Below are 15,270 nucleotides of genomic sequence, written 5' to 3'. Positions count from 1 at the left end.
TAAGATCTGACTATTATAATCAGTCAGCTTATTAATGATTATTCTTTGCCGGAGGAGTTTGAGTTGAAGCAAGCAAAAAAAAGGAATTTACAAATATTGCTTTTGTGCATGACAGTAGTAATATACTGCCTTGTTTTTTCGCCTGCTGTAGAAATGTCAGCCTCAGGAATTCAACAAAATGGAAATAATATTAGCGGGAATTTGGCTAATAGCATTGACACTGAGGCTCAAAAATTATATGAAAATCTAACAGTTAAACTGGAAGCACATTCGGCTTATGTTATGGAAACCGGCAGACAAAGGGTCTTATATCAGGAAAGCGGGGATCAGAGAACGGCAGTTCCGGCAGCTTCAAAATTAATGACTATGCTTATTGCCTGCGAAAGACTTCCGCTTGATACAATGGTTACGATCAGTAGTGTTGCCGCAAGCCAAAAAGACGCTCTGGATTCACCGGATGGCGTAGAATTGGAAACCGGTGACAAATATCCGCTGGAATACCTGTTATTAAGAATAGCCCATTATGATTCTGATGCAGCGGCAATTGCTATCGCTGAACAGATTTCAAATGAAGAAAGTAAATTTGTTGAGTTGATGAACAGCCGGGCAGAAAGCTATGGAATGGCTGATACATATTTTCTAAACAGTACTGGTATTCCTGTATATCAAATTGATAATTATAGTCAGGATTCTTTCCTTGCTCAGTTGCCTCTGCAATATACCACAGCAGCAGACATTGCCAGATTAATGATGGCAGCAACGCAAAATCAAACTTTTGTCTCTATATTCAGTCAAAGTAGTGAGTACATTGTTCTTGACGGACAAAGTGTAGTCCCTATGCGTAATGAAATAGAGCCATTATGGACTCTTTCCGAAGGAAGACTGCAGGGAGCTTTTTATTCCGAATACCAAGGACAATCTACAATTATTTCAACAGGTAAAACAAACGATATAGATCTTATAACAGTAGTGATAAATACCAGTTTCAGCAACCGCTACAATGATACCTTAAACTTGTACTATGCCATTGACAATCACTATATGATGTCACCTCTGGTTAAAGCTGGAGAACTCTATGCTGAAAATTTTGAGCGAACTGTTGATGGAGAGTCATTTGGTCTTATTTACAAAAAAACTGTTTATTATATTCATCCCAAAGACGATGATTTTCTAAATAGCAATGTACAATATAGAACCTACGGCCCTCACAGCCGCCCTATTCAAAGAAGTATGATTGTCGGCCAGGTTGTTTTTGAACTCAAAGATGGGACAAATATAGCTGTAGATGTAGGTCCTGACAGGCAAATACTGTCTACCATAACAATTCTGGATAGAGCACTTGATCAACTGCAGAATAATCCAAATCTAACTTACCTTATCATTTTTTCGCTGCTTGTACTGATACTTATTATACTCTGGCAAACAATTAGAGGTGTCAGAGAAGTATTTCATTTGTTTATTCTGATAAGACTTGATAAAAAAAGCAAAAGAAGCTAGGAAGAATTATTGAGTTCCAGTGCCCGATTATAGTTCCTTTTTTCCTAAATTCTGCCATGAAGTCTTCTGATGTAAAGAGTAATAAGCACGGTCAACCCAAGGTCAAAAAGATAAATAATTATTTGAATGGCAAGAATAATTATCGGCCATAAAAAAATACTTAGATTATTAAATTTGAATAGAAATTCATTGATCTGTTCAGCAATTGCCGGAAAAAACAAAAAGGATAGAATACCCATTATGGCAACCAGAAAAGTTGCACTTATTTGTTTAAGGATTGTTTCTGCTATTTTACTTTTTTTATCTGAAGCTTGTTTCAACCCTCGATTTTCAATATATGCTTTTATAATGGGATAGATTCCAAAAAAACCTAAATATGACAAAGCAAAAAAAATCCCTGGCCATATTAAAGAAATCAAAGATGTTGCAGTATAGACAATCAATGCAGTCTTATAGCCGAATTTTACAATAGCAACAGCTATACACAAAGATGTCAAAGACATAATCGCTATATTAGAAGTAGGACTTATTGCAGCAAGAAAAATAAAAGAAACAGACAAGGCAGAAAGCATTCCACCGCCAGCAACGGCTCTGCCGGACAAACCTTTTGAGGATTTGTTCAGCAACATAGACAAAGATCTCCTCCCATACATTCACAGCAAGAATCAGCACAACATAAACAACCAAGAGTCGAACAGAGACTATCCATGCCTGATTGTCTGTAATAGGGACCTTGTCCCTGTCCCTGCTGCCAATTACCCTGTCCATAAGGATTATTATATCCACCTTGTTGATTATATCCGCCTTGATTGTTATTAGAACCCTGACCGGTCCATCCCTGCTGATTATTTTGCGAACCGCTCTGCTTCCAAGTACTGTTTGAATTTGTCAATTGGTCGTATGCCTGATTAATTTCCTGCATTTTTTCTTTGGCAAGATCTTCCAAAGGATGATTGCTGTAATTATCAGGATGATATTTTTTTACAAGCTGTCTATATGCGCGTTTTATTTCTTCCTGACTAGCTCCAGGATTGATTCCGAGAACTTCATATGGGTTCTTTGCCATATTTATTGCCCACCTTAATAAAATTTATTATTTTTCTGCCTATCACAATTTTTTCAATTTATGCCCTGACAATATTTCTTGCCTTACAGAAGGCAACCCCTTCTGCACAATATTTGCTATCATCGAAGAATCTCTGATATATGGTAAAAGAGCAGCACTCCTATCTATTGACAACTCAATATTTTCGAGTTCCTGAGCAGCAATTGTCCTTGCCTTTTCACCGTCGAAAAGCAAGAAAGGATTCCAGTTTTTATTATCTCTGTCTTGCTCCAGATCGTCAATTGCATCAATCAAATATATCCATTTGCCAACATCATTTCCTAAAAAATAAAAAGATTTTGTTAGACTGTCTTGCTCTGCTTCCGATATTTTGATCAAGTTATATTGAAAAAGATGTTTTAGACAGAACTCAAAAATTTCTGCCAGTAGTCTGCCGAAAACATTACCTGCACCCAAATCAGGTTCCTGCTGTTCGTATCTGTCAAGATCAGATAAATTTTTGCTAATCAGATTATCAATTTCACTATATTGAGCTGCAATCTTTTTATGAACTCTGTTCAGCCCCAAATTAATCGCCCTGCCGGAAAAATATTTACCGTCTTTTAAATTATCTTTTCCCTTATACCATGCCAGCATTACAGAAACAGCAGCAGTTATCTCAAGAATAGCGTTTGTAGTCATTACAGTTTTCTTCTTTATGGGATTAAGCACACATACTTCGTTATGAAAAGAAGCTTCTTGCTCCGATACCGAAAATAGCAGTAAAGCAAGAAAAGTCAGATCATAAGTGACAGTCAGGCGGGGAAGCTGACCGTAATTTTTACCAATTGACTTGCATAAACCACAATAAACAGACTGATAATAGCTCCATTGTCGCATTAGCAGATCTGATTTGTATGGTCTTATATATCCGAACATAATTTCTCCTGTTTTTCTTTTGAAAATTATGAATATCGATGCTTTAACAAGCTTTACTATCTATGTTATCATAAGATGCATTTATATATTAAAGTATTCTTGTGAACGATTATGAACTTTGTAAATATTATGTAGTTATTTTGTTTTGAAAGGGGTTTGGCGATGAATTATTCAGGTCAGGTTCGCACGCGTTTTGCGCCAAGTCCTACCGGCTTTATGCATGTAGGCAATTTACGTACAGCTTTATATGAATATCTGATAGCGAAGTCGCAAAATGGAAGTTTTGTACTTAGAATAGAGGATACGGATCAGGAAAGACAGGTAGATGGAGCAGTTGAGATAATTTATAAAACATTATCTTGTGTAGGCATAAAGCATGATGAGGGGCCAGACATAGGAGGTCCGCACAAGCCTTATATACAGAGCGAAAGACTGCAAATGTACAAGCCTTTTGCAGATAAACTTGTTCAGGAAGATCATGCCTACCCTTGTTTTTGCAGTCGTGAAAGATTGGAAAGTCTAAAAAGCGAAAATCCAGATAGTAAATTCTCAGGAGGTTATGACAGACATTGTCGTGACTTGCCGAAGGACATCGTCAGTCAAAAAATAGCAGCTGGAGAGTCATACATAATAAGACAGAAAATGCCTCTTACCGGTTCTACTACTTTTACCGATTCAGTGTATGGACAGATAACGGTGGATAATACCGAACTGGAGGATCAGGTTCTTCTTAAGACAGATGGTTATCCCACATATAATTTTGCCAATGTAATTGATGATCACGAGATGGGTATAACACATGTGGTAAGAGGTTCGGAATATCTTTCTTCAACACCAAAATACAATCTGCTTTATGATGCATTCGGCTGGCAGATACCTGTTTATGTTCATCTGCCTTTAATTATTGGCAAAGACGGGAAAAAACTTTCTAAAAGGCATGGTTCAACAAGTTTTGAAGGATTAGTACAAGAAGGATATATGTCAGAAGCAATTATCAATTATATTGCTATGCTTGGCTGGTGCCCTGTTAATGATAATCAGGAAATCTTCAGCCTCAAGGAACTGGAAAAGGTTTTTAGCATTGAGGGAATTAGTAAATCTCCGGCAGTCTTTGATTATGATAAGCTCACCTGGTTTAACGCCGAATATATTCGCAAAATGAATAAAGCCGATTTTATTGATCTGATTAAACCTGAGCTTTTGGAAATATTTTCAACGATCCCCGATAATATAGATTTACTGGCCGACATTTTGCAGCCACGGGTTACCAAATTGAATCAATTGAAAGAAATGATAGGATTTCTGGCCGAAAGATTAGACTACAGCACAGAGCTTTATACCAACAAGAAAAGTAAATCAAACCCGGAACTTGCGAAAAAAGTATTGCCAATTGCTCTTGATGCGCTAAAAGATTTAGACGAGTGGAGTCGTGATAGCATACATGATTGTCTTATCAATCTGGCTCAAAAACTGGAGATGAAAAACGGGCAAGTAATGTGGCCTGTTAGAATAGCAGTTTCAGGACAACTGGTAACACCGGGCGGAGCAATTGAAATTCTGACTTTGCTGGGAAAAGAGGAAGCAATCGCTCGTATCGAGAAAGGTATTACAATGCTTTGAAAGCAAAAGAATAGATCATAAAAATAAATTTTCGAAATAAATGGAGAAAAGATATGACTAAAAAAGCTGATAATCTTGAGATCAATAATGTACCAGAAAGTGAATTGCCGGAATCAAACCATTTTATTCATGATTTGATTGAGAAGGATATTGCACCTGGCGGACAATATGAAAATATGCAGGTTCATACAAGATTCCCACCGGAGCCAAATGGTTATCTGCACATTGGACATGCAAAAGCTATAGTCATAGATTTTGGTACAGCCGAAAAATACAAGGGAATTTGCAATCTCCGTATGGATGATACAAATCCAACCAAAGAAGATGTTGAATATGTTGACGCTATAAAAGAAGATATTCGCTGGCTGGGCTATGACTGGGGTGACAGATTTCACTATGCCTCGGATTATTTCCCACAGATGTTTGATTTCGCCTGTGAACTTATACAAAAGGGACTGGCTTATGTCTGTGAACAAACAGCTGAGCAAATGCGGGAATATCGTGGCACATTGACGGAAGCGGGTAAAACAAGTCCCTGGAGAAATCGTCCGACAGAAGAAAGTCTCGATCTTTTCAAGCGTATGCGCCAGGGAGAATTCCCTGACGGCAGTAAAACATTAAGAGCTAAAATAGATATGAGTTCCGGCAATATTAATATGCGGGATCCTGTTTTGTATAGAATATCAAGAGCATATCATCATCGAACAGGAAATGAATGGTGCATATATCCAATGTATGATTTCGCCCACCCTATTGAAGATGCGATTGAAAAGATAACACATTCTCTGTGTTCTCTTGAATTTGAGGATCACAGACCGCTTTATGACTGGGTAATAGATAATATAAGCTCACCTTCAAAGCCAAGACAGATCGAATTTGCCAGATTAGGTATTAACCATACTGTTATGAGTAAGCGCAAGCTAAGATACCTGGTAGAAAATAATGTTGTCGCAGGCTGGGATGATCCTCGTCTGCCAACTTTATGCGGACTGCGCCGTCGTGGTTATACGCCTTTAAGCATCAGAAATTTCTGTGACAGGATAGGGGTATCAAAAGTAAACAGCACCGTAGATTACGCTTTTCTTGAGCATTGTCTGCGTGAAGATTTAAATGATACCGCTAAGCGTGTAATGGCGGTATTAAAACCAATAAAACTAATTATTGAAAATTATCCGGATGCTAAAACTGAATGGTTTGATGTTGAGAATCATCCGGCTAATCCTGCTGCAGGTTCAAGAAAAGTGTCTTTTTCAAAAGAATTATGGATAGAAGCCGATGATTTTATGGAAGATCCTGTTAAAGGTTATTTTAGATTATTTCCCGGCAACGAAGTCAGATTAAAGACAGCTTATATTGTTAAATGTACTGGTTTTGCCAAAAACGACAATGGGGAAATAACCGAGGTTTATGCACAGTATGATCCAGAAACACGTGGCGGTAATACGCCTGACGGCAGAAAGATCAAGGGAACAATTCACTGGACAGATGCTGCAACGTCAATAGATGCGGAAGTAAGATTATATTCCAACTTATTTACAGTCGCAGATCCTGACAGTGCAGACAAGGACTATCTTGAATGTTTAAATCCAGAATCATTACAGATTTTACATAACTGTAAAATTGAATGTTCTCTTGCAGATGTTAAAGCTCCTGCCAATTTCCAGTTTATGCGTCTAGGATATTTTTGTCTGGACAATACTGACAGCAAGCCAGACAAACTGGTTTTTAACCGTTCTGTTTCGCTTAAAGATAGTTTTAAACCTAAAAAGAAAGGTTGATGTATTGTGATCGCATTTGATTCCTATACCCCTACGCGTCTTATTATGAGCAAGTCTGCAGAAACCAAGGCAGGAGATTTAATAAAAGAGTATCTGGGGAAAAAAGTCTTGGTGCATTATGGCTCAGGGTCTGTTATAAAAAGCGGCTTGCTCCAAAGAGTTTTTGACTCGCTCAAGCAAGCAGAACTTGAATGGATTGAACTCGGTGGAGTTGTGCCAAACCCACGTGCCAAGCTCGTATATGAAGGAATTAAAATATGCAAGGAAAATCATATCGATTTTATTCTGGCTGTTGGTGGCGGCAGTGTTCTTGACTCAGCTAAGGCTATCGCTATGGGATCATGCTATGAAGGTGATTTCTGGGATTTTTACAAAGGTGCCGTCAAACCTGAAAAGCGTTTGAAAATAGGCACCATTATAACCTTGCCTGCGACAGGTTCAGAAGCTTCTAACAGTAGTGTTATCAAGAATGATGAGCTTAATATCAAAAGAGGTGTCAGAAACGATTTGAACCGCCCTGATTTCTCTTTAATCAATCCCGAACTTACATACACTTTAACATCCTGGCAAATAGCCTGTGGCGGTGCAGATATCATTTCTCACGTACTTGAAAGATATTTTACACGCACCAGCAATGTCAATCTAAGCGATAAACTATGCGAATCGGTTGTCAAAACGGTAATCGAAGAAATACCAAAAGCACTTGAAAATCCTGCTCAATACGATGTGCAGGCCAATATCTTCTGGTCATCAACAATTGCTCATATCGGCTGGCTGGGAATGGGCAGACAAGAGGACTGGAGTGTTCATGCGCTCGAGCATGAATTAAGTGGTCATTATGATACTGCACACGGAGCTGGTCTGGCAGCGCTTTACCCAGCATGGATGCAATATATACTGGAAAAAGATAAAACAACAGAGAGGTTTTTCTGTAATTTCAGTAAAAATGTCTTTGATATCAAAGATATTGGACAAACGCCGGCAGAAATAGCTTCTAAAGGTATTACTGAATTAAGCAAAACCTTTAAAAGCTGGGGATTACCGGCCAACCTTGAAGAACTGGGAATTCCAAAAAATGATCTTGAGAAACTAGTTCCTCAGGTAAAAAGGCAACCAGATGGCACAACCGGATATTTTCACCCTCTAAATGATGATGACCTTATAAATATATACAATCTCGCCTGGGACTGGAAATAAAAATTTATAAATAAAGCTGTTTCAAATTTTTTTGAAACAGCTTCATTATTCTTACCTATTTAATTTTCTTTATACAGGTTTATTGTCCAGCGTTGCTGAATTTATAAACTGTTGTATGCTTAAAATATTCTCCAGACTTGAACAAAGGACTTGGGAAATGTTTATGTTTCAATGAGTTAGGATAATATTGGGTTTCCAAGCAAAAACCTGATCTGCAATCATAAGAGGCATCACCTTTAGCAGAATGTTTCTTGATAAAATTACCACTGTAAAATTGAATCCCCGGCAAAGTAGTTAAAACTGTTAGAATTCTGCCACTTGCAGGATCCTCAACAGTTGCGCACTTTCTAAGACTGCCATCTGCATCTCTGATAATAAAATTATGGTCATACCCTCCACCGGCTTTGATTGCAGGATGATCACTATTAATACCATCATTTATTTTTGATAACTTTCTCAAATCAAGGGGAGTTTTATCCACATCGGCATATTTGCCATCGGGAATGCATTCATCATTAATTGCAGTAAACTGATCCGCGTCTATCTGAATCATATGTTCTAAAATAGAACCACTGTCATGACCAGATAAATTAAAATAAGAATGATTGGTAAGATTTATTACAGTTTCCTGATCTGAAACGGCTTCATAGTCGATTTTCAGAGCACTATCTGCGGTTAAAGTATAAGTAACCTTAACATCCAGATTACCTGGATATCCTTCTTCCATATGAGGGCTTTTGAGCGTTAATACCAACGAAGGACCTTCGTCAGTTTCAAGAGGTTCTGCCTGCCATATTTTCTTATCAAAGCCGCTTAATCCACCATGTAAATGATTCCGACCATCATTTTTTGCCAGTTCATATTTATGCCCATTTATCTCGAAAACGGCATCTTCAATACGATTGCCATGCCTACCTATCAAAGCACCATGATAGCCATTATTATCACTTTCATACCCTGCCATATCATCATATCCCAGAACCACATCTGCAAGGGCTCCATCTGCATTAGGAATTAATAACTGCTGAACCGTTCCGCCATATGTCAATATGTTACATACTGCACCACCATCACTTTGCAACTTATAAGCCAGCACTTCCTCGCCTTTTGATGTTGTTCCAAATTTACTACTTGAGATTTGCATAATTCTGTCTCCTCCACGCTTTATTCTAGTAATTTCATATTACGATTAAATTTATCAATGTCTTCATCATACACCATATTACTGCTAACTTTAACATCTATGCCAGATTTTACCAGATGAGTTAAAAATAGTCTCTCAACATAAGTTTCTCTGATTCTTCTGGTAAAAGAAATTGTAAGATCGTTCTTATAGCTGATAATTGCCGCATTAATCCAATTGTCTAAAGAAGGACCCATTAAAACCTCGAAGCCTTTGACATATTCTTCCATAGCAACCGGAATTTCAATCGGACCAACATTAGTCATTGTACTGGTAATTCTACTATCTCCCCTAAACAAATATGCTATTTTCAGAATCTGATTTTTTAGAGGCAATGGTATCAGTCTTGTAATCGCATTCTGCTCATTCTTAACATTACCCGACATCTGAACATTAAGGTATTTTTCTTTTGTCTTTAATCTCATATAGTGATGCACTTCACTTAAAATTTCTTCAAAAGTATAGTCCCCGTAATCTTGATGGACAGAAGGATAAACACGCAGAAAAAAATTACGTAAAGTTTTGCTTGGATAAAACTTTCGCATATTAACCGGTACAGCTACAACAACAGGCTTTGTATGTTTCCACTCCTCAGCTTTTTGAATCTGGCAAAAAGCAAAAATATAAGTTGCTACAAGATAATCATTAATGGTCGCTTTATACTCGGCAGCCTTAGTTTTTAACTGATCAACCGGCATTTTTGCATTAATCACATGAATTCTGCCAAGAGGTTCAAGCTGTCCACGCACATGCCAGGCAGGAGACATCCAGGGGTCTTTGCGTTTTGTCGGTCTTGCATAAATTTTATAACTATCTTCTGTTTCTTCCGGCAAAGGAATTTTGAGCCAATCAGCCACACCTTTTTCGGCTGGTATTTCAACTCCTGTATATCTTGACAGATAACGGGCAGTAAGAGTTTTTACGAAAACCATTGCACCAGTTCCATCAGTTAAAGAATGAAAAAATTCAACCGATATTTTATTTCTGTAATAAAGAACCCTAAAAAGAAACCCTTTATTATCTTTTCTGTAAAGCCTGCGGCAAGGAAATGAAGTATCTTCATAAACAGTCGGTTTTTCTTTATTGGGTTCAAGATAATACCAAAAAAGTCCCGGTTTCATTCTTAGTGCAAAACCAGGAAAACGAGGAAGAATATCTTCCAAAGCTTGTGCCAGAATATCTTTTTCTATTTTAACAACAAGTTCGGCAGTCAGACGAAAAACAGCTGATACTTTGCCATTTTTGATCGCAGGAAATATTTTTGCAGAATTATCAAGTGAATACCATGTTCTTTGCGGCGGCATCTATTTCGTCTCCTTTCCAGCAAACTGTGCATTAAACAATTCAGAATAAAACGTATCTGCAGACAAAAGGGAGCTGTGAGTTCCTTGCTCTATAACATTTCCGTCCTTCATTACAATTATCATGTCTGCATCAAGTATAGTAGACAACCGATGAGCAATAATAAAACTTGTCCTTCCATGCATCAATGTCTTAAATGCTTTTTGTATTTTCTTTTCCGTATAAATATCAACATTTGATGTTGCTTCATCTAATACTAATATGGGCGAATCAGCCAGCATAGTTCTGGCAATTGCCAGCAATTGCTTTTGTCCGTCAGAAAGATTACTATCTCTCCCTATAATTGTATTATACCCCTTAGGCAAGCGTTCAATAAAGCCATGCGCACCGGCAAGGCGGGCAGCAGTTTCAATTTGTTGCAGGCCTGCTTCAGGATTTGAAAATGCAATATTGTTTTTGATTGTATCATGAAAAAGCCAGCAATCCTGCAAAACTATGCCAAAAGAGCTCCTCAGACTTTTTCTGCTAACTGAATAAATTGATTGTCCGTCAATTTTAATATCACCTGTTCCTACATCAAAAAAGCGCAGCAAAAGATTTACGAGTGTAGTTTTACCTGCACCAGTGGGTCCGACAATTGCAATCTGGCTTCCTGCTTCAACAGATAAATTTAAATTCTTAATCAATTCTTTTTCTTTTGAGTAAGAAAAGCTTACATTTTCAAATTTTATTTCACCGCTGTTTACATTCAGTTTATTTAATGAATTTTCCGAAGTATCATAAGATTGTTCTTCTGGTATTTCCAGAAAATCTATAAGTCTGTCTGTACTGGCAATCGCTGATTGTAATTGAGCAGCAACAGCGGTAATTTCATTTACTGGTTTGGAAAACTGCATACTATAGCCCAGCATACTTGCGATGTTACCAACTGAAATTTTCCCCTGAACAGCCATAATTCCTGATACTACGGCAATAAGAATATATGCAGAAGCATTAATCAGCCTGGTAACAGGATTACTTAAAGATGAAAAAAATTGTGCTTTTTGCCCATGTATATACAATTTTTGGTTTATGGCAAAAATCTTTTCTTCATATTCATTCCTTGCATTAAATGCCTTCAATAATTGTTGTTGCTCAACAGCCTCCTGCACTCTCGCTCTAAATTGAGAATTTAACTTGGACTCCTCCTGATATTGCCTTCTGGCAGCAGAGGCGATTTTACTGGCAGTCACAAAAGATAATGGCGTGATTATAATAAGTATAAACGTTATTGCAGGCTGAATATAAAACATCAGAATTAAAGTTCCGGTAAGAGTGACTATTCCTCCAAAAGCTTGAGAAAAACCTGTTACAAGCCCATCACTTATCATATTCATATCATGTGTTAATATACTGGAAATGTAGCCTGATTCTATTTGATCAAGATCTTTTAAGGGTATTCTATCCATATGAGCAGCCATTTCCTGCCGCAAATCAGAAACAACTGCCGCTGCTAGTTTGGTAGTAAAAACACTAAGCAGCCGCTGAAGTGCTGCCCCCGACAAAAAAAGAACAAGCATTATCAAAAGCAGTTTAACCAAAGTGGACCATTCAACTTGATTTTCCCCTCGCATCAGATCTATTGCTTCACCTGTTAACCAAGGACCTAAAAGTGCTATACCATTACCGATAAAAGCTGTCAAAATTAATCCTAAAATCAACACCTTGAATTTTTTGACTTTATACAGCAAAAAAAAGAAGACACGTTTGCCGTTGATTCTCTTTACAGACATTAATCGGCTCCCCCTATTGAACTAGATAGCTCTTTGCTATCTAAGGAAGTAGTATATCCATCGAACTGCAGATTAAACATTTCTCTGTACATATCAGACGTTTCCAACAAAAAATCATGACTGCCAAAAGCCTCTATTTTGCCTTCATCAAGTAAACATATCCGATCAGAATTTTTTAAACTGGCAACCCTTTGTGAAATAATTATCCATGTAATTCCGGCAAAAACGGGATCATCACTAATTGATTTGCGTATCCTTCTATCTGTTGCATAATCAAGCGCACTTGTACTATCATCAAAAATCAGGATTTTAGGTCTTTTTATCAAAGCTCTTGCAATTGCCAGTCTCTGCCTTTGTCCGCCGGAAAAATTTCTACCTTCCTGCATGACCTCAGCATCAAGTCCACCTGGTCTTTCTTTTATAAAGCCAGCAGCATCGGCCAGATTCAAAGCCCACCAAAGCCGCTCATCATCTTCCTCCTTATTACAACCAAGCAATAGATTTTCTCTAATTGTACCTGCCAGAAGAACACTTTTCTGCGGTACATAGCCAATTTGTGCAGTCATTTTTTCAATTTCTAAACAATTTATGTTTTGTCCTCCAAGTTTTATTTCACCAGAATTAACAGCATATTGTCTAAAAAGCAATTTAATCAAACTGGTTTTACCAGATCCTGTAGGTCCGGTAAAAGCTGTTGTTTCACCCGAATTTATAATTAAATTTAAATCTTCAAATAATTTCTTTTCTGAATCCGGATATGAAAAATGAACATTAATAAAATCTATACTGCAATCAAGCTTAGCGGCAGAACTTATATTAGAATGATTGATATCATCTTTCTTTACAAGTATATTTTCAATTCTACCGGCAGAAGCATATGCACGAGCATAAAGCAAAACCAAATTTGCAACGACTATCAGTGCCTGAAGAATCTGCGTCAGATAATTAATAAGTGCAATCAACTGGCCTTGGGATAACCGCTCATTGTCAATCTGCCAGCCTCCAAACCAAAGTATTGCCACGATAGAAAAGTTCAAAAGAAGCATTGTAGCAGGATTTAGCCAGCCAGACATTTTGCCGGCCTTTTCTATATATACTGATAAATTTTTATTTGTAGCAGAAAAATTTTTTTGGCGCAGACCTGTTCTGTTAAAAGCTCTGATTATCCTTAATCCAGTGATGTTTTCGTGCATAATATCACTAAGCTTATCCTGTTCCTTTTGCGATTGCTCATATAAAGGAACTGTTTTTGACATAATAAAATACAATATCAGAATGAAAGCAGGAATGATAATAATAAAAACCAATGTCAACTTCCAATCAATCAAAAGTGACATTACCAGGGCTCCTATACTGATAAAAGGAGCTCTTACTACAAGCCTTATCAACATAGCTACGGCCTGTTGCAAGACTGAAGTGTCATATGTTATACGATTTACAAGAGAGGTTGTTCCTGCTTTTTCAATTTCTTTGGCTGGAAGATACAATATCTTGGAAAGCAATTTATTCCTCAGATCTGTGCCATACCCCTGTGAGGCAAGAGAAGCAGTGTATTGACATATCAAGGCACATATCAGACCTGTAACTGCAAGAAACAAAGCCAGCAATCCTTTTTTGATTATAAAGTCTATATTACCTGATTTTATTCCTTCATCAATAATCTGTGCCACAACTAACGGCACAGCCAACTCCAGAACAGCCTCTGTGAGCTTAAATGAAGGACCTATCACCAGATGTTTTCGGTACGGTTTAAGATATGAAACAACCATATCGTACTTCATACTTTTTTATATTGACCTTTCACAGCTGCATTTTCACCTGCAGATTTATTTTTTTTGCTAAAACCACAATGGATTGCAGTAGTAGGGCAAACAGCAGCGCATTCTCCACAACGTATGCAATCAGAATTATTTGCATCATGCGGAACAGCAACAGCCATCGGACATTTTTGGGTGCAAAGTCCACATCTGATACATTTATCTTTTTCAACATGAACCCTGTACAAGCTTATTTTATTGAAAAAACCATAAATAGCACCTAAGGGGCAAACATATCTGCAAAAAGGACGCATAATCATAATTGAAAAGACAATTGTTATTATCAAAAGCAAACTTTTCCAGCCAAACAAAAACCCTGCAAGAGAGCGCAAACTATCATTAACTGCCAACAAAGGCAAACCGGCCATCAAAGTGCCGGATGGACATATTACTTTACAAAACCAAGGAGCCGCATATTCACCTGTAATCAGACTCATACCTGGCAAAACAACAACAAAAACTATTAGAAAAAGTAAAGACCCCTTGCGTAAAACTCTCTGCAGAATTTTATTCTTTTCGGGTTTAAGCTTTTTACCAGGTATTTTATGAAGCAATTCCTGAATAAGGCCAAAAGGACAAAGCCATGCACAAACAAATCTGCCCAAAACACTTCCAACTAAAATCAAAAAACCTAAAACATAAAAAGAAATTCTCTGATAAGGATCGGCTATAGAAGCCTGCAATGAACCAAGAGGACAAGCACCTAAGGCACCTGGGCAGGAATAACAATTTAAACCTGGCAAGCAGACATTTTTAAGCGAGCCCTGATATATTTCACCCTTAAAAAAACCAGGCAAATAGGCATTGCCTGTTATCATAGCTGCAGCTTGTATTATTTTACGTTTTAATGATTGCTTCTTAATTTTATCTCTAGCCAATACCTATACACTCCAGACATATTCTGACAGCTTTAGCAAAGACCGCATTTATATCGTTTCTAAAAAACCCCACCAGCAAAAAAACTAAACCGGCAAATAAAAGAAAAAACCTGATCCCAATAAAAAAAGCCGACAATTTTCCATTGTCTACAATCCACTTAGAATCGGTTTTGTCTTTATTTGCAATGTTCTGCTTAGTATCAGCATTTTGGGTTGACACAGCCTGTTCTCCTGTCATTTAT

13 protein-coding genes are annotated in these 15,270 nt (G+C 37.5%); 4 read left to right on the top strand and 9 right to left on the bottom strand.

Translation table 11 applies throughout. The features are described from left to right. The first annotated feature begins 63 nt into the window (after positions 1–63). A complete protein-coding gene (locus AC0KSB_RS12700; RefSeq protein ID WP_472309851.1) occupies positions 64–1,497 on the top strand; it encodes a D-alanyl-D-alanine carboxypeptidase family protein in 1,434 nt (477 codons plus the stop codon). Between the two features lie 44 nt (positions 1,498–1,541). On the opposite strand, the gene AC0KSB_RS12695 is transcribed toward AC0KSB_RS12700, so the two are convergent. Genes AC0KSB_RS12695 through AC0KSB_RS12685 form a run of 3 tightly spaced genes read right to left on the bottom strand, consistent with a single transcriptional unit; the run spans position 1,542 to position 3,481 of the window. Then, complete coding sequence (locus AC0KSB_RS12695) at positions 1,542–2,126, bottom strand: hypothetical protein (RefSeq protein ID WP_472309849.1); 585 nt, start codon at positions 2,124–2,126, stop codon at positions 1,542–1,544. After that, a complete protein-coding gene (locus AC0KSB_RS12690; protein ID WP_472309847.1) occupies positions 2,117–2,563 on the bottom strand; it encodes a J domain-containing protein in 447 nt (148 codons plus the stop codon). The genes AC0KSB_RS12695 and AC0KSB_RS12690 overlap by 10 nt, the downstream gene beginning before the upstream one ends. 42 nt (positions 2,564–2,605) lie before the next feature. Further along, positions 2,606–3,481, bottom strand: a complete 876-nt coding sequence (locus AC0KSB_RS12685) for a DUF5685 family protein (protein ID WP_472309845.1) — start codon at positions 3,479–3,481, stop codon at positions 2,606–2,608. 162 nt (positions 3,482–3,643) lie between these two features. Between AC0KSB_RS12685 and gltX the strand changes: the two genes are divergently transcribed. The 3 genes from gltX to AC0KSB_RS12670 are packed head-to-tail and all read left to right on the top strand — an operon-like array spanning position 3,644 to position 8,076. Then, positions 3,644–5,101 (top strand): glutamate--tRNA ligase, encoded by a 1,458-nt coding sequence (gltX, locus tag AC0KSB_RS12680; RefSeq protein ID WP_472309843.1) that lies wholly within the window; start codon positions 3,644–3,646, stop codon positions 5,099–5,101. Positions 5,102–5,154: 53 nt separating this feature from the next. After that, positions 5,155–6,879 (top strand): glutamine--tRNA ligase/YqeY domain fusion protein, encoded by a 1,725-nt coding sequence (locus AC0KSB_RS12675; protein ID WP_472309841.1) that lies wholly within the window; start codon positions 5,155–5,157, stop codon positions 6,877–6,879. Between the two features lie 6 nt (positions 6,880–6,885). Further along, positions 6,886–8,076 carry an iron-containing alcohol dehydrogenase gene (locus AC0KSB_RS12670; protein ID WP_472309839.1) on the top strand — a complete coding sequence of 397 codons (1,191 nt, stop codon included), beginning with the start codon at positions 6,886–6,888 and terminating at the stop codon, positions 8,074–8,076. 79 nt (positions 8,077–8,155) lie between these two features. Here AC0KSB_RS12670 and AC0KSB_RS12665 read toward each other — a convergent pair whose 3' ends face one another. From AC0KSB_RS12665 to AC0KSB_RS12640, 6 genes are read right to left on the bottom strand one after another with little or no spacing between them, the layout of a single operon-like run. Further along, positions 8,156–9,220 (bottom strand): aldose epimerase family protein, encoded by a 1,065-nt coding sequence (locus AC0KSB_RS12665; RefSeq protein ID WP_472309837.1) that lies wholly within the window; start codon positions 9,218–9,220, stop codon positions 8,156–8,158. 20 nt (positions 9,221–9,240) lie between these two features. Next, the gene (locus AC0KSB_RS12660) at positions 9,241–10,563 is read right to left on the bottom strand and encodes a hypothetical protein (RefSeq protein WP_472309835.1); all 1,323 of its coding nucleotides are present in this window, start codon (positions 10,561–10,563) and stop codon (positions 9,241–9,243) included. Then, positions 10,564–12,333, bottom strand: a complete 1,770-nt coding sequence (locus tag AC0KSB_RS12655) for an ABC transporter ATP-binding protein (protein WP_472309833.1) — start codon at positions 12,331–12,333, stop codon at positions 10,564–10,566. Beyond that, entirely contained in the window at positions 12,333–14,102 is a 1,770-nt protein-coding gene (locus tag AC0KSB_RS12650) for an ABC transporter ATP-binding protein (protein ID WP_472309831.1), read from the bottom strand. Before AC0KSB_RS12650 ends, AC0KSB_RS12655 begins: the two co-directional genes overlap by 1 nt. A gap of 8 nt (positions 14,103–14,110) precedes the next feature. After that, on the bottom strand, positions 14,111–15,028 hold the full coding sequence (locus AC0KSB_RS12645) for a 4Fe-4S binding protein (protein WP_472309829.1): 918 nt from the start codon (positions 15,026–15,028) through the stop codon (positions 14,111–14,113). Next, on the bottom strand, positions 15,021–15,248 hold the full coding sequence (locus AC0KSB_RS12640) for a CD1871A family CXXC motif-containing protein (RefSeq protein ID WP_472309827.1): 228 nt from the start codon (positions 15,246–15,248) through the stop codon (positions 15,021–15,023). Before AC0KSB_RS12640 ends, AC0KSB_RS12645 begins: the two co-directional genes overlap by 8 nt. Between the last annotated feature and the right edge of the window lie 22 nt (positions 15,249–15,270).

The sequence above is a fragment of the Ercella succinigenes genome (assembly GCF_900002895.1).
This window is presented reverse-complemented; position numbering and strand designations above follow the sequence as displayed.